The sequence below is a fragment of the Streptomyces platensis genome (assembly GCF_008704855.1).
GTDB lineage: Bacteria > Actinomycetota > Actinomycetes > Streptomycetales > Streptomycetaceae > Streptomyces > Streptomyces platensis.
In genome coordinates this window covers 2,141,394-2,159,847 of the sequence record NZ_CP023691.1, presented here as the reverse complement: position 1 = coordinate 2,159,847, position 18,454 = coordinate 2,141,394, and the positions used below count along the sequence as shown (strand labels likewise).

Below are 18,454 nucleotides of genomic sequence, written 5' to 3'. Positions count from 1 at the left end.
CACGGGGTGTGGTGCCGGGTTCCGCCTGACCGCTGCGGCGCCGTCGTCGCGCGGTCCTGGGTGCGTTCAGTGCCCCGAGCGGGCCGGTGGCTCGAACGGGCCGATGAGGTGCAGCACCTCCGGCTCGTGGCCCTGCTCCGGGAACAGCCCTGCGTCAAAGAGCACCTCGCTCTTGAGGGGCACTGAGTGCCGCTCGGCGAAGGACGCGAACAACCGGTTGGATGCGGTGTTGTCGGGGGTCACGGTGGTCTCGACGAAACGAACGCCCAGCTCGTCCCTGGCCCGGGCGGCGAGCCCGTCCAGGAGTGCGGCCGCCAGTCCCTGCCCACGGTGCGCGTCGTCGACGGCGACCTGCCAGACGACGAGGGTCTCCGGGCGCTCCGGGCGAAGGTATCCGGTGATGAAGGCGGCCGGCTCGCCCTCCGCGTCGCGGGCGACTACGGAGGTGGCGGCGAAGTCGCGACACCACAGGAGGTAGCTGTACGAGGAGTTGAGATCCAGCGCCTTCGAGTCGCGGGCGATGCGCCAGATCGCGGCTCCGTCCTCCACGCGTGGGGTGTCGAGCTTGAAGCCCTCCGGAAATTCTCTGATATCGCGTCGGGCACCGGCATGGTCTGCTTGTGCGGCGGTCATGGGAATTAAATTTACCCAGGGAAAAAGGAAATTGCATCGCGGGCAGGGGTTACGGAAGCGGCCGAGATGTGTTATCGCGCGGGGGCGCCCGGGTGCGCGATGCCACCGCGTGATGTACCGATTTGACCGGGATGTTCGGGGTAAAACGGACACGTTGTGTAGTCGGTCACAGCTCCGTAACACCCATGAGATCCGTCCGAATTACGGTACTTGCCACTAGCAAAATTGTGGCGTTTGAGGTGGAGAAAAGCGGGCAGAAGAATACGGGAAGCTGTACTTCTAAGGAATTGGGAATTCGCCGCCGGAAGGCCGGGCGCAGGCCCATGGAAACCTGCGCGGCAAGACCGTGACAAGACCCGCGGGAACCTGCGCGAGGCGATCTCCCGGAAGACCGCGTGAAACGTACGCAGAGTTGCCGGGAACGCACGGAGAACGGTGCCGCGCGGGTGGCGGAAGCCACACGGAGAGTGCACGGAAAAGTCCCGGCGGAAAGTCGGGCGGGGTGCCCGGTGTCCCGGAAACGGGCAGGGAAAGCCGACCGCGCGAACCGGCGCGACCGCCCCGGCCATCTGCCGTACCGCGCCGCCTACAGTGCCGGTATGACGTCCATGAGTGAAGGTGCGGTGCTGCACCTCAAGGGGAGGGTCCTCGTCGGGCCGGACGACGTGCGCGACGAGCTGTGGGTGGTCGGCGGCAGGGTGACATTCGACCGGCCGGCGATGGCACGGGATGCCACCACGGTGACGGGCTGGGCCCTGCCCGGCCTGGTCGACGCCCACTGTCATGTGGGCCTGGACGCCCACGGCCCGGTGGACGCCCCCACCAGCGAAAAGCAGGCGCTCACCGACCGTGACGCCGGCACCCTGCTGATCCGCGACGCCGGATCCCCCTCCGACACCCGCTGGGTCGACGACCGCGAGGACCTGCCGCGGATCATCCGCGCCGGCCGGCACATCGCCCGTACCAAGCGCTACATCCGCAACTACGCGCACGAGATCGAGCCGGCGGACCTGGTCGCCTATGTCGCCCAGGAGGCCCGCCGCGGTGACGGCTGGGTCAAGCTCGTCGGTGACTGGATCGACCGCTCCACGGGCGACCTGGCGGCCTGCTGGCCCCGCGGAGCGGTCGAGGCCGCCATCGCCGAGGCCCACCGGCTGGGCGCCCGCGTGACCGCCCACTGCTTCGCCGAGGACACCCTCGCCCCGCTCGTCGAGGCGGGCATCGACTGCATCGAGCACGCCACCGGGCTCACCGAGGAGACCATCCCGCTGTTCGCCGAGCGTGGCGTGGCCATCGTCCCCACGCTCGTCAACATCGCCACCTTCCCGCGGCTCGCGGACGGCGGCGCGGCCAAGTTCCCGCGCTGGGCGGACCACATGCGGCGCCTGCACGACCGCCGCTACGACACCGTCCGGGCGGCCTACGACGCCGGAGTGCCCGTCTTCGCCGGTACGGACGCCGGCGGCTCGCTCGCCCACGGCCTGGTCGCCGAGGAGGTCGTCGAGCTGACGCGGGCCGGTCTGCCCGCCGTGGCGGCCCTCTCCGCGACCACCTGGGGCGCCCGGGACTGGCTGGGCCGCCCCGGCCTCACCGAGGGCGCCCCGGCGGACCTGGTGGTCTACGAGAGCGATCCACGCGAGGACGTCCGGGTGCTGGCGGCGCCGCGCCGGGTGGTGCTGCGGGGGCAGATCGTGGGGTAGCACCGGGGTGACCCGGTGGACCGGCGCGGTCAACGCGGGTCACCCGGGAGGTGGGGCGGCTGGGGCGCCGGTGGTGCCCCGTGTCGCAGGAATCGAATACAGGCACGGAAACCACCCATTGGGATGAACTGACGCCACGTGGCTGCCCGTTCACCCTCGGTGCGGACACGATGTGCGGGTCGATGCCGTCGGCCCGCGCGATGTCCCCCATTGGCGCGGCCGGCGGCTCCATTTCTCCTGTGAGGGTTCCACACACGTGTCCACCAGTCCCACCAGCTCCTTCGGCATGCCCCGACGCCTCGCCGCGACCCTCGTCGCCACCGCGCTCACGGCCGGTCCCGCCGTCCTCCTCGGCGCCGTCCCCGCGCATGCCACCGGAGACCATGGCCCGGCCCGCGGCACCGCCGACGCGGTCGTGCTGCGCACCGGCGTGAACGTCGGGCTGCTCAACAAGACGCTCGATGTCCCGCTGAATGTCGCCCTCAACGAGGTGCACGCCCCGGCCTCGGCCGGCAAGACCGCGCTCACCGTCAAGCTCGACGGCATCGACCACGGCCGGCCGTTCAGCGTGCTGCGCGCCGACGCCGCCACCGCACGGGCCACCGCCGACCGCCGCGCGGCCGAGGGCTACGCCAACCTCGTCCGGGCCAAGGTGCATCTGCCCGGTCTGCCGCTGCTCTCCGTGATCGAGGTCCAGCAGGTCACCGCCAAGGCGGTCTGCGAGGCGGGCGCGCGGCCCCGCGCGGAGGCGAACGTGCTGGGCACCGTGCGCGTCCTGGGGCAGAAGGTCACGCTCACCGCGGGCGGCACCACCAAGGTCAAGGTGCCGGGGGTGGGCCAGGTGCGGCTCGACCTGTCCAAGAAGAACGTGACGTCCAAGGGCGCCGCGGCCACCGCCCTCGACCTCGATGTCTCCGTCAACCCGCTGAAGCTGAACGTCGCCGATGTGCACGGCCGGGTCACGCTGGCCAAGGCCACCTGCACCACGCCGCGCGGCAAGGCGCCCGAGGACAACGGCTCCGGCGGCACCAGCGGCGGCCAGACCAGCGGCGGCCAGACCGGCGGCGGCACCGAGCCGGCCGGCGGCAAGGGCACCGAGGTGACGCAGACGGGCTCCGGGACCAGCACCCAGAACCTCGCGGAGACCGGCGGCAGCTCGGCCACCCCGTACCTCGCCGGCGGTGCCGGGCTGCTGCTCGCCGCGGGTGCGGGTGCGATGGTCTTCGCCCGCCGGCGCCGCAGCGCCGCGCCCGAGGGCCGCGGCTGACCGACCCCGTACACCGCGCCGGTGCTGTGGGGGCGTCGCGCGCGGTGTACGGCCCGGGGTGTGCCGTACGGGCCGCGGACCGTGCGGCACACCTCACCCTCGCCGGAAACCCCGCCAGGCGCGGACCGGCGGGGTCCGGCCGCGGGGGACCGTCGCGTCCGCCCTACCCGAGCACCTCGCCCAGCGCCGTCACGAAGCGGTCCGTGGTGGCCCGGTCGCGCACCGCGAGCCGCAGCCAGTCGGGGCCCAGACCGGGGAAGGTGTCACCACGGCGTACCGCGAAGCCGCGGTCCCGCAGCGCGGCCCGCACCCGGTCCGCGTCCGGCAGCCGGATCAGTACGAACGGGCCCGCCGCCGGGCCGGCCGTCCGGATCTGCCGGAACTCGCCCAGCCGGGCCAGCAGATGGTCCCGGTCCCCGGCGATCGCCTCGGCCGCCGCGGCCGCCTCCGCCAGCGCCCGCGGCGTACAGCACGCCTCGGCGGCGGCCAGCGCGGGACTGGAGACCGGCCACAGCGGCTGGGCCCGCTCCAGGGCGGCGACGGTGTCCGCGGTGGCCAGCACATAGCCGATCCGCAGCCCGGCCAGCCCCCAGGTCTTGGTGAGGCTGCGCAGCACCACCAGCCCCGGCAGATCCGTGCGCCCGGCCAGCGCCGCCCGTTCACCGGGCACCGCGTCCATGAACGCCTCGTCCACCACCAGCGTCCGGCCCGGCCGCGCCAGGGAGGCCAGCGCCTCGGCGGGGTGCAGGACGGAGGTGGGGTTGGTGGGGTTGCCGACGACGACCAGATCGGCGTCCTCGGGCACCGCGGCCGGGTCAAGCCGGAAGCCGTCGCGTGCGTCGAGCAGCACCCGCCCGACCTCGTGCCCGGCGTCCCGCAGCGCCGCCTCGGGCTCGGTGAACTGCGGATGCACCACCACCGGCCGACGGGCCGGCAGGGCGCGGGCGAGCAGCACGAACGCCTCGGCGGCACCCGAGGTGAGCAGTACCCGCTCCGTGGGCAGCCCGTGCCGGGCCGCCACCGCCCGGCGGGCCGCACGGCCGTCGGGGTAGGCGGCGAGACCGTCCAGCGAGGCGGCGATCCGGGCCTTGAGCCAGGCCGGGGGAGTGCCGGTGCGGACATTGACCGCCAGATCCGTCAGCCCGGCGTCCGCGCCCCGTACCTCGGCGTCGCCGTGGTGCCGCAGATCGGGTTCGTGCGGGGCGGCGGGGCCGGGGTCCCGGAGGCGGGCGGCCGCGGAGTGCGAGGGCATGCTCACCGGTCCCCGGCGCCCGCGGTCAGGGAAGTGCCCTGCCATGCCGCACCGTGCGCCTGCCGGGCGTCCTCCGCCGCCGCCCGGCAACTGCACGGCGCGGCGCCGAACGGCGGCTCGCCCGCCACCGCCGCGCGGTAGCGCTCCATGATCACGTCGGCCACCTCGGGCTCCGGGCCGATCACCGTCGCGCCGAAGACATCGGTGCCGGGGTGCGCCGCGGCCCAGCCCTCGGCCTGCATGTGCAGCCGCTCCACCGGGCCGCCGGGGAGGAGGAAGTAGGGCAGCACCACGATCCGGCCCGGTTCACCGGCGCCCGCCGCGGTCGCCAGCGCCCGGCACCGGTCCAGGCCCGCCGGGACGTCGGGTGCCGCCTGCGAGACGAACGCGGTCTCCACGCCCGCGAAGCCGCGCCCCTCCCACAGCAGCCGCGCGGCCCGTGCCACCTCGGCGTTGGCGTGCGGATCGGTCGCGCCGTGGCCCACCAGCAGCACCGTGGTGCGGGCCCGGTCGGCGGGCTTGCGGGCGCCGCTGCCCAGCGCCTGGTCCAGCCGCCGCTCCAGTACGTCGAGCAGCCTGGGGTGCGGCCCCAGTTCGGCGCCGCAGACATGGGTGAGCCCCGGGTGGCGCTCGCTCGCCCGCGCCAGCACCGTGGGCAGCGCCTCCGGGACCGGGCCGGTCGGGGCGGTCAGCAGGGGTATGACGGCGAGCCGGTCCGCGCCCCGCTCGACGAGCCCGTCGACGGCGTCGGACAGCGGCAGCGGCGAGGCCGGGGCGCCGAAGAACCCGCCGGCGACCGGCACCTCGGGGTGGCGCTCGGCCAGCAGGCGCACCAGGGCGCGCAGGGCGTCGGCCCCGCCTTCGTCGCGGGTGCCGTGACCGGCGATGAGCAGTGCGGGAGAGGTCGTCACTAGGTCTCCTTGGTACCGGTGGGTCCGCTGCCGGGCGCCGGGTCGCCGGCGACCGCCGTCCACCGATCCGGGCCACGGCGGGGCGGGTTGGGGGAGGTCATGACGATATCCGCAGCGGAAGAGCGGTCGGTGGCCGCTCCCTCCCTACCAGCGGTAAGGGCACCGCTCTCCGTTACAGCGGGCCCGGCCAGCGCACAGGTTGCCCCGGGAGGCCGGTCCCGCGGCGCCGACTTCCGCTTGCCGGCGAGCAGTTCCGCGCCCGGCCCGGCGGCCAGCAGCGCCGCCGCCTCGGCCACGCTCGGTGTCCCGACGGCGGCCGCCGCGGCGCCGGACGGAGCGGGCACCGGCACCGCCGCCAGGGCCGCCGCCGGGAACGACCGCAACGGCACCCCCAGCCGGCGCGCCGCCCCGAGCAGGCCCGGCTCCGCCGCCTTGGCCGCGACCGTCGCCAGCGCGACGACCGGCCGGTCCGTACAACCGGCCGCCGCGCGGGCGGCCGCGATCAGCTCCAGCACCTCGGACACCGGCACACCACGACGCGCCCCCACCCCGACGACCAGCGGCGCCGCGGCACCGCCGGTCTCGTCAGGGGCCCGGCCCGTCATACCGCTACGGCTCCCCGGCCGGAGGCGATCCGCCCGGGCCGCCCCTCCAGGACCGCGGTCCGCCCGGCCGGCCCGTTGGTGGTCGCTGCGCCCGGCCGCTGACGGGTGCCCCGGCCCGGACGCCTGCCGCCGCCCACCGGCCGTACGCCGGTCACCGGCCGCCACCCCGGGCCGCCGCGCTCCGTGCCGCGCTCGCCACCAGCCGCCCGGCCAGCGACGGTTCGGCGGCCCAGTGCACATGCAGATACGAGGCATGCACCCCGCCGGCCACAAAGCCCTCCACCCGGCGCTCCGGATGCGTCAGCCCCCACGCCGGGTCCGCGCCCGCGCCCGGCTCCAGCGCCGTGCGATGGAACTCGTGGCCGCGCACCCGGGTGCCGGCCGCGGCCAGCGCGTTGTCCGAGAGCGCCACCGCCTCGCGGTAGCCGAGGGTGAGCCGTTCGGTCATCCGGGCCTCGGCGGGCAGCACCCCGCACATCGGCTTTCCGTCCAGGGACCGGGAGAGGTACAGCAGCCCGGCGCACTCGGCGGACACCGGCGCCCCGGAAGCGGCCAGTTCGGCCACCGCGGCGCGCAGCGGGGCGTTCGCCGACAGATCCGGCGCGTACATCTCGGGGAAGCCGCCGCCGATCACCAGCCCCTGGGTGCCGGGCGGCAGTTGCTCGTCCCGCAGCGGGTCGAACGGGGCCACCTCGGCGCCCGCGGCGGCCAGCAGCTCGGCGTGTTCGGCGTACGAGAAGGTGAACGCGGCGCCGCCCGCGACGGCGATCAGCGGCTTCTCCGGGGCGGCGGCCGCCCCCTCGGCGGGTGCGAGGTGCGCCGCCGGGTCCCAGGCCGCGTCCGGCAGCTCCGGCACCGTACGCGCCAGCGCCAGCAGCGCCTCCAGATCGCAGCCCGCACGGATCCGCGCGGCGAGTCCGGCCACCGACTCCACCGCCTCGGACCGCCGTTCGGCGACCGGCACCAGGCCCAGGTGCCGGGACGGCGTACCGGCCCGTCCGTCCCGGCGCAGCGCGCCCAGCACCGGCACCCCGGAGGAGTCCATCGCCTCCCGCAGCAGCTCCTCGTGGCGGTCCGAGCCGACCTTGTTGAGGATCACCCCGGCCAGCCGCACCTCCGGGTCCCAGGAGGCGAAGCCGTGCACCAGCGCGGCCACCGACCGGGACTGCGAGGACGCGTCCACCACCAGTACCACCGGCGCCCGCAGCAGCTTCGCGACATGCGCCGTCGAGGACAGCTCGCCCATTCCGGACGCCCCGTCGAACAGCCCCATCACGCCCTCGACGAGCGCGAGATCGGCGCCCGCCGCCCCGTGCAGGAACAGCGGCGCGATCCGGTCCGGCCCGCACAGATAGGCGTCCAGATTGCGGCCGGGGCGGCCGGTCGCCAGGGAGTGGTAGCCGGGGTCGATGTAGTCGGGACCCACCTTGTGCGGCGACACCGTGAGCCCGGCCTCGGCGAACGCCGCCATCAGGCCGGTGGCCACCGTCGTCTTGCCCGCGCCGGACGACGGTGCGGCGATCACCAGCCGTGGAATCGACCCGCTGCTCACGCGCTGTGCTCCCTGTTCACCATTCGATGCCCCGCTGGCCCTTCTGGCCCGTGTCCATGGGGTGCTTGACCTTGGTCATGTCCGTCACCAGATCGGCGAAGTCCAGCAGCGCCTCGGGGGCGTTCCGCCCGGTGATGACGACATGCTGCGTACCGGGGCGGTCGCGCAGCACCGACACCACCTCCTCGGTGTCGATCCAGCCCCACTTCAGCGGGTACGCGAACTCGTCGAGCACCAGCAGCTTGTAGGTCTCCGCGGCCAGATCCCGCTTGACCTGCTCCCAGCCCTCGCGCGCCGCGTCCTCGCTGGAGGCGATGTCGCGCTGCACCCAGGACCAGCCCTCGCCCATCTTGTGCCAGGCGACGGTGCCGCCCTCACCGGACTCCCCGAGCACCTTCAGCGCCCGCTCCTCGCCGACCTTCCACTTCGCCGACTTCACGAACTGGAACACCCCGACCGGCCAGCCCTGGTTCCAGGCGCGCAGCGCCAGCCCGAAGGCGGCGGTGGACTTGCCCTTGCCCTGGCCGGTGTGGACGAACACCAGCGGACGGTTGCGACGCTGGCGGGTGGTGAGCCCGTCGTTCGGTACGACGGACGGCTGTCCCTGCGGCATTACGCGGCCTTCCTGTTGCCCTGCACGGTCCGTACGAGCGCGGAGACACTGTCCGCGCGCAGTTCGTCTAGGGTGATCGCGGTGCCCTGGAGCTCCCGGGCCAGCTCGCCCGCGAGACCCAGCCGCACCGGGCCCGCCTCACAGTCCACGACCACCGACGCGGTGCCCTCACCGGCCAGCAGCCGGGCGGCGCGGGCGGCCCGGACGACGGGCTCCGGGCCACCGGTCGCCCGGCCGTCGGTGACGACCACGAGCAGCGGCCGCCGCGAGGCATCCCGCATCCGCTCCACCCGCAGCACCTCATGGGCCCGCAGCAGGCCCTCGGACAGCGGCGTACGGCCGCCCGTCGGCAGCTGCTCCAGCCGTGCCGCGCCCGCCTCGACCGAGGAGGTCGGGGGCAGCGCCAGCTCGGCGCCGGTGCCGCGGAAGGTGATCAGGCCGATCTTGTCGCGCCGCTGGTAGGCGTCCAGCAGCAGCGAGAGCACCGCGCCCTTGACCGCGCTCATCCGCTTCCGCGCCGCCATCGAACCGGAGGCGTCCACGACGAACAGGACCAGATTGCCCTCCCGCCCCTCGCGGACCGCCTCGCGCAGATCGTCCCGGCGCACCACCAGTCCCCGCCCGGCGCGGCCGCGGGACCGCTGGTGCGGCGCCGCGGCCTGCACGGTCGCCGCCAGATGCAGCTTGCCCAGGGCGCCTTGGGGACGGCGGGCGCCGGTCGTCCGGCCGTGCGCGGTACGGGCCCGGGAGCGGCGGCCGTCCGCGCCCTCGCCCAGGCCCGGCACATCCAGCCGCCGGGTGCGGAACGGCTCGGTGGCCCCGACCGCCGCCTTCTCCCCGGCGGCGCCTCCCTGCGGCGCGCTCTCGGGCTCGGGCTGCTCGGAGGCCTGCGGTGCCTGCGGGGCCTCCCGCTCCTGCTGGTGGGGGAGTTCGGCCTCCGGCGGCAGTGGGGCCTCCTCCTGCCCGCCGTCCTGCGGCGGCTGTCCGCCGCCCTCCGGACCGCCGCCGTCCGGGCCGCCCCGGTCGGGACCGCCGTCCGGACCGTCCGGCTCCGGATCGTCGTCGCCGCCCGTGCCCTCGTCCGCCCCGAACTCCTCCAGCGTCTGGTCGAGTTTGTCCTCGTCCAGGCCGGGGGCGTCGAAGGGATTGCGGCGCCGGCGGTGCGGCAGCGCCAGCAGCGCCGCCTGCCGCACGTCCTCCTCCAGGACGTCCGTCCGCCCCGCCCAGGCGGCCAGCGCGGTGGCGGTGCGCGCCATCACGATGTCCGCGCGCATCCCGTCCACCTCGAACGCGGCACAGGTCGCGGCGATCTGCCGGAGCGCCGCATCGCCCAGCGTCACCCGCGGCAGCAGCTCCCGGGCCGCGGCGATCCGCCCGCGCAGCGCGTCCTCCTCGGCCGCCCAGTCCGCCGCGAAACCGGCCGGATCGGCGTCGTAGGCCAGCCGGCGCCGGACGACCGTCACCCGCTCGTCGGGCTCGCGGGAGGCGGCGACCTCGACCGTGAGCCCGAACCGGTCCAGCAACTGCGGCCGCAGCTCGCCCTCTTCGGGGTTCATCGTCCCGACGAGCAGGAAGCGGGCCGCGTGCCGTACGGAGACCCCCTCGCGCTCGACGTACGAGGCACCCATGGCGGCCGCGTCCAGCAGCAGGTCCACGAGGTGGTCATGGAGCAGATTGACCTCGTCGACGTACAGGATGCCGCGGTGCGCGTCCGCCAGCAGGCCCGGCTCGAAGGCCTTCACGCCCTCCGACAGCGCCCGCTCGATGTCCAGCGCGCCGACCAGCCGGTCCTCGGAGGCGCCGACGGGGAGTTCGACCATCCGCGTCGGGCGCTCCTCGACGGCGCCGGTCTCGTGCGGCCCGTCGGGACAGCCCGGGTCGGGCGCGTCCGGGGCGCAGGCGAAGCGGCAGCCGCCGACCACGTCCACCGCCGGCATCAGCGCCGACAGCGCCCGGACGGCGGTGCTCTTGGCGGTGCCCTTCTCGCCTCGGACCAGCACGCCGCCCACCGCGGGGCTCACCGCGTTCAGCAGCAGCGCGAGCCGCAGATCGTCCATCCCGACCACCGCGGTGAAGGGGTACTGCGGGGTCGTGTTGTGCGCGGTCGTCATGCTGTGTCGTCCTCCATGTCGCCGTCGAACTCCGGATTCGTCGTGTGCGTACCCCTCATGGCGCCCCCGGAGGCACGAACGGCAGTCCCTCCGGCACCCCTTCCTCCAGCAGCCGCAACAGCGCGGCGGTGTCCGCGTGCTCCTCGATCAGATCGCCCAGCCGGTCCAGCTGCTCCTCGCGCAGCACGCCGAAACGGGTGTCGGGGGCCGGGACGAAGGCCCGGCCCGCGTCCGCCGCGACCCGCCGCAGGAAGGCCCGGCGGAAGCCGTCGCTCTCCAGGGAGCCGTGCCAGTGCGTGCCCCATACGGAGCCGGTCCGGCAGCCGTCCAGGAACTGTTCCTCTCCGCCGGTCACTTCGGCGACCCCGTGGTGGATCTCGTAGCCCTCCACCGGCTCGCCCAGCGCCTCGCCGGCCGGCCGCGCGAGCGTCTTCTCCGCCGCGAACCGCACCCGTACGGGCAGCAGCCCCAGCCCGTCGACCACGCCCGCCTTCGACTCGACCTCGTCCTCGATGCGCTCGCCCAGCATCTGGAAGCCGCCGCAGATGCCCAGCACCGGGCGCCCCCCGGCGGCCCGCCGGGCGATCGCGTCCGCCAGGCCGCGCTCCCGCAGCCATGCCAGCGCCCGTACGGTGCCCCGGGTCCCCGGCAGCACCACCAGGTCGGCGTCGGCCAGCTCCTCGGGCCGGTCCACGAACCGCACCACCACGCCCGGTTCGGCGGCCAGCGCGTCCACGTCCGTGAAGTTCGACATCAGCGGGACGGCACAGACCGCCACCCGCAGCACATCCGCCCCGTGCGGTGGTGCCACCACGCTCTCGCGCACCGCGCCGCGCAGCGAGACCCGCAGACCGTCCTCCTCGTCGATGCCGAGCCCGTGCGCGAAGGGCAGCACGCCCAGCGTCTGCCGCCCCGTGAGGCCGCGCAGCATCGCAAGGCCCGGCTCCAGCAGCGTCACATCGCCCCGGAACTTGTTGACCATGTACCCCGCGATCAGCGCCTGGTCCTCCTTGGACAGCAGAGCGGTGGTGCCGAAGAACGAGGCGAACACCCCGCCGCGGTCGATGTCACCGACCACCACCGCCGGGATACGGGCGGCCCGTGCGAGGCCCATGTTCACGATGTCGGTACGCCGCAGATTGATCTCGGCGGGACTGCCGGCGCCCTCACAGATCACCGCGTCATGGGTACGCCGCAGCTCCTGGAGGCAGTCGGTCACCGTCCCGAGCAACTGCTCCCGGCGGCCCGCGTACTGCGCCTCCCCTGGGGACGTCCCCCCGAAGTACCCCCGGGCGCTGAGCTCGCCCACCGGCTTCCCCAGCAGCACCACCTGGCTGCTGCGGTCACTGCCCGGCTTGAGCAGGACGGGGTTCATCAGCGCGGTCGGCTCCACCCGCGCCGCGGCGGCCTGCATCGCCTGGGCCCGTCCGATCTCCGCGCCCTCGCGCGTGACGAACGAATTCAGCGACATGTTCTGTGCCTTGAAGGGCGCCACCCGGACGCCCTGCCGGACCAGCCAGCGGCAGATCCCGGCCGTCACCACGCTCTTACCGGCGTCGGACGTCGTCCCGGCCACCAACAGGCCACCGCCGACCACCCCGCCGGCTGCCTTCAACCGCCCGTTCACCGGGTCCTCCTCCTGCGCTTCGGGTCACTACACCCGCCCACCCGCTCCGGGTCACTACACCCGCCCACCCCCCGAAGGGGGGTGGGCGGCGGGGAAAAAACGGACGGCCTCATACCGGCCCCGCCTCACGCCCGCGGACCGAGCCCGCCACCCGCCCGCGCCCCCCGGCCCCCCGAGCCGCCGCAGTCACCGCTCCCCGAGCCGCCGCTCTCCGAGCCGCCGCCGCCCGCGCAGCGCCGACCGCCGCCCGCGCCGCCACCGTCGTCACCAGTGCCAGCACGTTCACCCTGCGGGAGAGCCGCACCGCCCGTTCGATGTCCGGCACCGCCACCGGCGGCGCCGCGCCGTTGAGCACCGGACGGTCCTCCACCCGCCCGCCGTACGCCAGCCTGCCGCCCAGCCGTACGCCCAGCGCACCCGCGAACGACGCCTCCACCGGGCCCGCGTTGGGGCTCGGATGCGCACCGCCGTCCGCCCGCCAGGCCCGCAGCGCACCGCGCCGGTCGGGGCCCGCGAGCACGGTCAGCGCGGCGGTCAGCCGGGAGCCGGGCCAGCCGGCGAGATCGTCGAGCCGGGCCGCGGCCCAGCCGAAACGGCGGTAGCGCGGCGACTTGTGCCCCACCATCGCGTCCAGGGTGTTCACCGCGCGGAACGCCACCAGGCCGGGCACTCCGCCCAACGCGCCCCATACCAGGGCGCCGACCACCGCGTCGGAGGTGTTCTCGGCGACGGACTCCACCACCGCACGGGCCATCTGCGGCCCGTCCAGCGCCTGCGGATCGCGCCCGCACAGATGCGGCAGCCGCTCCCGTGCCACGTCCAGATCACCCGCCGTCAGCGCCCCGCCGACGGCCCGCGCCTCCCGGCCCAGCGAGGTGCCGCCCAGCACGGCCCAGACCGTCGCCGCGGTCAGCGCGATCCCGGCGCCACCACGGAGCGACAGCGGAGCAGCGGGAGCGCCGCCCCGCACGGCGCGCTGCAGCAGCGCGGCACCGGCGGCGGCCCCGCCCGCACACAGCACGGCATGAGCCGCCCCGTAACCGCGGTGGTCGCGCCACAGCCGGCGCTCGACGGCACCCGCGGCCCGGCCGAACGCGGCCACCGGATGGCCGCGCCGCGGATCCGCCGCGATCAGGTCGCCGAGAAAGCCGAGGGCCGCGCCGTACACATATCCCGCGTGTTCGCCGCGCATCGGGTCAGACCGCCGTGCGGGCGCGTCCGTGACGTCCCGCCCGGGCCCGAAGGAGCCCTGCGGCAGCGGGCAGTGGAGATCTCAAGGGGCGGCCGGGCATGGCGGTATGTCCTCACTCAGGGTCCGCGCCCTGGCTCGACGTGACGGCGACCAGAGTCTCCTGGCTCCCGGATCGGCGTGTCCTCCGGCCTTCCAGTCCCGCGTACGTCATCCGACGTATGCGAGGCGGACCGTGGCCTTCGCTGGAGGAACGCTCCCCGGTGACAGTGGCGGGACCGCGCCGGATTCGCACCGGACTTCCTCTGCTGTCGCCGATTGGCTCCGGCAGTCCACCACGCCCCGCGAACGCCGTCAACTCACCCTTGACCTGCGACGCTGCCCTGTGGCAGGCGCTGTGGTGCACGCCACAGCGTGGCTGAGGGGTCACGGACGGTTGCCCGCACACCTGATCCCGCGTCACTATCTGGTGCACGGCGGCGAAGGGGCCGCCGGAAGGGGGCCGGGGGATGCCGCAGCGCGCTGACCGACATGAGATCCGTATCAGGATCACGGGCACGAACAATCCTGAGCAGGACGTCGAGGACCTCAAGGCGTGGCTGGAGCGCGAGCCCTGGCTGAACCGGCGGTCGCACGAGTGGGAACTGAGGCCGGCGGGGGAGCGCGACGACGGCCCCGGCGACATGGCCATCGGCGTCGACGACCTGATCCTGGTCGTGGTCGGCGCGGTCGCCGCCGAGATCACCAAGAGCATGGGTATCGCCCTGCGCGAGTGGCTGCGCCGCCGCAGGGAGGAACGCGACACCGGCGAACGGCCCGCCGTGGCGGTCGGCGGCGGGGACGGCGAACTGCGCGCACTGGGCGAGCCGGGACCGGGCGCCGCGGCCCCCGAACGCCCCGATCCCGGCAGCCCGGCGAGCGGGGGCACCAGCACCGCCGGGGACTGAGCCGGATGTCCGAATACGACGCACGGGGCAAGGTCAACCGGGCGCTGCTGATCTGCGTCGACGACTACCGGCATCTGCGGCCGCTGCCCGCGGTGCGGGACAACCCCGGGGAACTCGAACGCGTCCTGCTGGCCCCCGGCACCGACCTCTTCACCAAGGGCGAGGTCGTCATCTGCCGGCCCCAGGAGCCCTGGGAGGTCGAACAGGCCCTGGACGCCGTCACCCAGGAGGCCCGCGGGCTGCTGCTGGTGTACTTCTCCGGCCACGGCCGGGTGGGGCGGGACGGCGGCAATCTCCAGCTCATGGTCGGTGCCTCGGAACGGCGGCACAAAACCGTCTCCTGGCAGGACACGGTGCTGTCCTACCTGGACAACGCGCGGGCCGACCGGATCGTGATCGTCCTGGAGTGCTGTTACGCCGGCAACGCCGGGGAGGCCTTCCACGCCTGCCGCACCCCCACCTCGCTGCTGATGGCCGCACAGCCCAACCGCCGGATCTTCAGCGGCGAGGAGCCCACCGGCGGCAGTGTCTTCACCCGCGCCCTGCGGCAGATCCTGGAACAGGGCATCCCCGGCAAGCGGTTCGTCACCTTCGAGGACCTCGTCCGGGAGCTGCGGGCCCAACTGGCCGGCGAGCGGACCCCGATGGGCGACGTCTGGGAGCCCCGCTCGGCCAAGCAGAACACCGTCGACGACGTCATCCTGTCCTTCGCCACCCCCGGGATCCGGCCGCCCACCCCGCTGCGGATCCGCTTACGGCGCCGGCTGAACACCTCCTTCCGGCACTGGTTCCGGATCCTGATGGTGCTGGCGATCATCGCCGTACCGGCCACCGCGGGCATCGTCCTGCTGAACCTCCCGGGCGCGGCCGTAGCCTGCCCGCCCGCCCTCGAACTGCGGCTGCTCACCACCCCCGAGGCCGAACCCGCGCTGCGCCAGGCGGCCTTCGACTACGAGATGTCCGCCGCCAACACCCGGCCCCTCAGCGGTGAGGGCGACCTCCCCGACGGCTGCCGGCGCGCCCAGATCACCGTCTACTCCGCCGCCAAGGACCAGGTCGACCAGGGCTTCGCCGCCGCCGGCCGCTGGCAGGGCGAGGCCCACGGCACCGGCAAGGACGGGCCGGACGACAAGGGCATCGACCCCCTCTACCGGCCCGGACCCCAGCCCGACATCTGGATCCCCGAATCCACCGCCGACTACTACGAGGCCCGCCGCGGGATGCCCGCCAAGGGCTCCCCGGCGACCCTGCACTACAGCGCCCCGGTCGCCTACACGCCGCTGGTCGTCGGCATCCCGGCACACCGCCGGCTGGACGACGTCGAACCGGCCGGCGCCTCCTGGCGGGAACTGCTCACCGGCACCGACCGCACCCACCGCGACCTCCGGCTGCTGCGCCCGAGCCCGGTGCTCTCCGGCACCGGACTGCTGCACACCCTCGGCCTCTACCTCGCCCACGACGGCTCGGACGCCGCCTCCTCCGGCGCGCCCGACCTCACCCTCGCCCGGCACGCCGAGGAGCGGCTGTCCGCCCCCGGCAGCCAGTACGCGGGCAGCACCGAACTGCTGTGTTCGCTGCGCCCCGACGCGGACGCCGCCGGCTCCGTCGACCGTACCCGGTCCGCGCCCCTGGTCTCGGAGAAGTCCCTCGCCGACTACAACCTCGGCCGGGCCACCGGCAGTTGCCCGGCCCTGGACGCCCCGCTCCCGCTCCGCGACCGCTACGTCGCCTACTACCCCCGGCACGTCCCCGCCCTCGACCACCCCCTGATCCGGGTCGACTGGCACGGCACCAGGGACGCCACCCCACGGCAGGCCGCCGTGGCGGGCTTCGCGACCTGGCTGCGCGCCGCGGACGGCGGCCAGCGCACCCTCACCGCCCAGGGCTACCGCGGTGTGCACGGCACCGGCCCGGGAGCGGGCTCACCGCTGCTCGACAGCCGCGCGGACATCAGCCTCCTCGCCCCCACCGTCGCCTTCACAGCGGGCCCGGACCAGGTGTCCCAGGTGCTGGACGGCTACGACAAGGCCCAGAAGTCCAGCCAGGTGCTGATCCTCCTCGACACCTCCACCTCCATGGCCGACGGCGGCCGGCTGCCGACCGCCGTGCGCGCGGCCGGGCGCGTCCTGGAGATGGTCGGCGCACGCCACACCTACGGCCTGTGGGCCTTCCCGGACCGTGCGCACCCCACCGACGCCGACGCGGTGCGCGAGCTCGTCCGGCCCGGCAGCGCCGACCCGGCACCGGGCCGGGCCGCGCTGAACCGGATCGCGGGCGGCGAACTCGTCGACCACGGCGCCGCGATGGAGGAGGCGCTGACCCGCGCGGTGCGCCGGATGAAGAAGTCCCCGGCCACCAACAAAGCCATCGTGCTGATCCTCGACCAGGACGACGGCGCGGGCCCGGAGCGCGCGGCGGGCGTGGAGCGGACCCTCGGCACCCTCGTGGAGGAGGGCCCCGAAGTGCCCGTCCTGGTGCTGGCGCTGGGCAAGAACGGCTGTGACACCTTCGCCCTCCAGCGGCTGGCCGACGCCTCCCACGGCCAGTGTGTGCCCGGCGGCCCGCAGGCCGTCGACACCCTGGCCGGCCGGATCGCCTCCATCGGCACGGCCACGAAGGGGGACCGATGACCGCGCCACGCACCGCCGCACCCGCCGCCCTGGCCTGTCTCGCCCTGACGCTCGCGGCGAGCGGCTGCACGCCGGGGGAGCAACTCGTTCCGGAGAAGGGCGCGATCGTCCTCGCCACCGGCAGCGACCTCAGCAGCTCGGGCGTCCGCCAGGACCTGATCCACGACTGGGAGCGGCGCACCGGCCGTACGGTCCGGATCGTCAAACTCCCGGACACCGCCGACGGCCAGCGCAGCCAGCTGCTGGCGGCGGGCCAGTCCGGCAGCGGCGGCTACGACGTGCTCAACCTCGATGTCGCCTGGACCGCGGAGTTCGCCGAGGCGGGCGTGATCCGGCCCTGGGCCACGGCCCTGGACGGCGACTTCCTCGACAGCGTGGCCAAGACGGTGGAGTACGACGGCAAGGTGTGGGGGGTGCCCTTCAACACCGACGCCGGGCTGCTCTACTACCGCAAGGACATCCTGCGCGCGTACGGCCACGGCGCCCCGTCCAACTGGGGCGAGCTGAAGGACGTGGCGACCGAGGTGGCGCAGGACTACAACCGCGAGGCCGCCCGGGACGCCGCCACCGGCCACAAGAAGCAGCGGCCCAGGATGTACGGCATGGTCGCCCAACTGCGGCCCTACGAGGGGCTGACCGTCAACACCCTGGAGTCGGCCTGGGTCAACGGCGGCGACCCGGACGCCACCAGTTTCACCAAGGGCGAGCAGATCGGCGCGCTCCAGCAGGGCATCGCCGACCTCAAGGTCCGGCTCGACTCGATCATGCCGCACGAGGCCACCACGATGGACGAGACGGAGAGCCGCCGCTGGTTCGCCGACGGCCGCGCGCTGTTCATGCGCAACTGGCCGGTCGAGTACGCCTCGGTCGCCGAGAAGCTCACGCCCGGCGAGCAGTTCGACGTCACCCAGCTGCCGGCCCGCCCCAGCGACGGCAAACGGATGTCCGTGCTGGGCGGGCAGAACCTCGCCCTCGCGGCCGGCAGCACCCGGCTGGCCGGCGCCCGGTCCCTGATCGAGGCGCTGACCGGCCCCGGGAGCGAACGCTGCCTGCTGGAGCGGGGGTTCGCGGCCACCCGCGACTCGGCCTACCGGGACGCGGCCACGGCACCACACTGCCCGCTGCCGCCCGGCGACGCGGAACGCGGTGAGCACGGCGCCACGGGACGGCCGGAGCCCCGGCCCGACCCCCGCACCCTGCACGCGGCGCTGATGGCGGCCGCACCGCGCCCGCGCAGCGCCCACTACCAGACCTTCAGCAAGGTCGTACAGATCGGGGTGTCCGCCTACCTCAACGGCCCCGGCGGCACCGCCATCGCCGACCGGCTGGCCCGGCAGGCCGATGACGCGCTCGACGGACGCGGCGGACAACGGACGAGGCGCCCGGCGGACGACGGCTGATGCCGGGGTCCGCCGGG

The 18,454-nt window shown here is 74.7% G+C and carries 14 protein-coding genes and 1 riboswitch; of the genes, 5 read left to right on the top strand and 9 right to left on the bottom strand.

From position 1 onward, the window contains the following. Nucleotides 1-66: 66 nt before the first annotated feature. On the bottom strand, nt 67-633 hold the full coding sequence (gene ectA, locus CP981_RS09355; protein ID WP_085928229.1) for a diaminobutyrate acetyltransferase: 567 nt from the start codon (nt 631-633) through the stop codon (nt 67-69). Between the two features lie 608 nt (nt 634-1,241). On the opposite strand from ectA, the gene CP981_RS09350 reads away from it, so the two are divergent. Together CP981_RS09350 and CP981_RS09345 are read left to right on the top strand one after the other, a co-directional pair. Beyond that, nucleotides 1,242-2,333: an amidohydrolase family protein gene (locus CP981_RS09350; protein ID WP_085928246.1), complete on the top strand. Its 1,092-nt coding sequence runs from the start codon at nt 1,242-1,244 to the stop codon at nt 2,331-2,333. A 286-nt stretch (nt 2,334-2,619) separates the two neighbouring features. Beyond that, complete coding sequence (locus CP981_RS09345) at nt 2,620-3,600, top strand: SCO1860 family LAETG-anchored protein (RefSeq protein ID WP_085928247.1); 981 nt, start codon at nt 2,620-2,622, stop codon at nt 3,598-3,600. 163 nt (nt 3,601-3,763) lie between these two features. Here the strand turns inward: CP981_RS09345 and cobC are convergent, their stop codons facing one another. The 8 genes from cobC to CP981_RS09305 all read right to left on the bottom strand — a co-directional run bounded on the left by cobC (nt 3,764) and on the right by CP981_RS09305 (nt 13,463). Next, nucleotides 3,764-4,852, bottom strand: a complete 1,089-nt coding sequence (gene cobC, locus CP981_RS09340; RefSeq protein ID WP_085928230.1) for an Rv2231c family histidinol phosphate aminotransferase CobC — start codon at nt 4,850-4,852, stop codon at nt 3,764-3,766. Nucleotides 4,853-4,854: 2 nt separating this feature from the next. After that, nucleotides 4,855-5,763 (bottom strand): sirohydrochlorin chelatase, encoded by a 909-nt coding sequence (locus CP981_RS09335; RefSeq protein ID WP_085928231.1) that lies wholly within the window; start codon nt 5,761-5,763, stop codon nt 4,855-4,857. After that, nucleotides 5,763-6,368 carry a cobalamin biosynthesis protein gene (locus tag CP981_RS09330; RefSeq protein WP_085928232.1) on the bottom strand — a complete coding sequence of 202 codons (606 nt, stop codon included), beginning with the start codon at nt 6,366-6,368 and terminating at the stop codon, nt 5,763-5,765. Before CP981_RS09330 ends, CP981_RS09335 begins: the two co-directional genes overlap by 1 nt. 151 nt (nt 6,369-6,519) lie before the next feature. Then, entirely contained in the window at nt 6,520-7,920 is a 1,401-nt protein-coding gene (locus CP981_RS09325) for a cobyrinic acid a,c-diamide synthase CobB (RefSeq protein WP_085928233.1), read from the bottom strand. A 16-nt stretch (nt 7,921-7,936) separates the two neighbouring features. Continuing rightward, nucleotides 7,937-8,533 (bottom strand): cob(I)yrinic acid a,c-diamide adenosyltransferase, encoded by a 597-nt coding sequence (cobO, locus tag CP981_RS09320; RefSeq protein WP_042161622.1) that lies wholly within the window; start codon nt 8,531-8,533, stop codon nt 7,937-7,939. Further along, nucleotides 8,533-10,644: a putative cobaltochelatase gene (locus CP981_RS09315; RefSeq protein ID WP_085928234.1), complete on the bottom strand. Its 2,112-nt coding sequence runs from the start codon at nt 10,642-10,644 to the stop codon at nt 8,533-8,535. Before CP981_RS09315 ends, cobO begins: the two co-directional genes overlap by 1 nt. A 55-nt stretch (nt 10,645-10,699) precedes the next feature. Beyond that, nucleotides 10,700-12,271, bottom strand: coding sequence for a cobyric acid synthase (locus CP981_RS09310; RefSeq protein WP_085928235.1), 1,572 nt, complete (start codon nt 12,269-12,271; stop codon nt 10,700-10,702). Between the two features lie 109 nt (nt 12,272-12,380). Further along, nucleotides 12,381-13,463, bottom strand: coding sequence for a cobalamin biosynthesis protein (locus tag CP981_RS09305; protein WP_167536072.1), 1,083 nt, complete (start codon nt 13,461-13,463; stop codon nt 12,381-12,383). 153 nt (nt 13,464-13,616) lie between these two features. Next, a riboswitch (cobalamin riboswitch) is annotated at nt 13,617-13,766 on the bottom strand. A 203-nt stretch (nt 13,767-13,969) separates the two neighbouring features. Between CP981_RS09305 and CP981_RS09300 the strand changes: the two genes are divergently transcribed. Genes CP981_RS09300 through CP981_RS09290 form a run of 3 tightly spaced genes read left to right on the top strand, consistent with a single transcriptional unit; the run spans nt 13,970 to nt 18,437 of the window. Beyond that, nucleotides 13,970-14,407: a hypothetical protein gene (locus CP981_RS09300; RefSeq protein WP_085928236.1), complete on the top strand. Its 438-nt coding sequence runs from the start codon at nt 13,970-13,972 to the stop codon at nt 14,405-14,407. A gap of 5 nt (nt 14,408-14,412) precedes the next feature. Further along, nucleotides 14,413-17,037, top strand: a complete 2,625-nt coding sequence (locus tag CP981_RS09295; protein ID WP_085928237.1) for a caspase family protein — start codon at nt 14,413-14,415, stop codon at nt 17,035-17,037. Further along, on the top strand, nt 17,034-18,437 hold the full coding sequence (locus CP981_RS09290) for an extracellular solute-binding protein (protein ID WP_085928238.1): 1,404 nt from the start codon (nt 17,034-17,036) through the stop codon (nt 18,435-18,437). Before CP981_RS09295 ends, CP981_RS09290 begins: the two co-directional genes overlap by 4 nt. Nucleotides 18,438-18,454 lie beyond the last annotated feature (17 nt).

Bases quoted from the DNA above. Each gene is read 5' to 3' on its own strand.
- ectA (WP_085928229.1), bottom strand. From the start codon at position 633: ATGACCGCCGCACAAGCAGACCATGCCGGTGCCCGACGCGATATCAGA.
- CP981_RS09350 (WP_085928246.1), top strand. From the start codon at position 1,242: ATGAGTGAAGGTGCGGTGCTGCACCTCAAGGGGAGGGTCCTCGTCGGG.
- CP981_RS09345 (WP_085928247.1), top strand. From the start codon at position 2,620: ATGCCCCGACGCCTCGCCGCGACCCTCGTCGCCACCGCGCTCACGGCC.
- cobC (WP_085928230.1), bottom strand. From the start codon at position 4,852: ATGCCCTCGCACTCCGCGGCCGCCCGCCTCCGGGACCCCGGCCCCGCC.
- CP981_RS09330 (WP_085928232.1), bottom strand. From the start codon at position 6,368: ATGACGGGCCGGGCCCCTGACGAGACCGGCGGTGCCGCGGCGCCGCTG.
- cobO (WP_042161622.1), bottom strand. From the start codon at position 8,533: ATGCCGCAGGGACAGCCGTCCGTCGTACCGAACGACGGGCTCACCACC.
- CP981_RS09315 (WP_085928234.1), bottom strand. From the start codon at position 10,644: ATGACGACCGCGCACAACACGACCCCGCAGTACCCCTTCACCGCGGTG.
- CP981_RS09305 (WP_167536072.1), bottom strand. From the start codon at position 13,463: ATGCGCGGCGAACACGCGGGATATGTGTACGGCGCGGCCCTCGGCTTT.
- CP981_RS09300 (WP_085928236.1), top strand. From the start codon at position 13,970: ATGCCGCAGCGCGCTGACCGACATGAGATCCGTATCAGGATCACGGGC.
- CP981_RS09295 (WP_085928237.1), top strand. From the start codon at position 14,413: ATGTCCGAATACGACGCACGGGGCAAGGTCAACCGGGCGCTGCTGATC.
- CP981_RS09290 (WP_085928238.1), top strand. From the start codon at position 17,034: ATGACCGCGCCACGCACCGCCGCACCCGCCGCCCTGGCCTGTCTCGCC.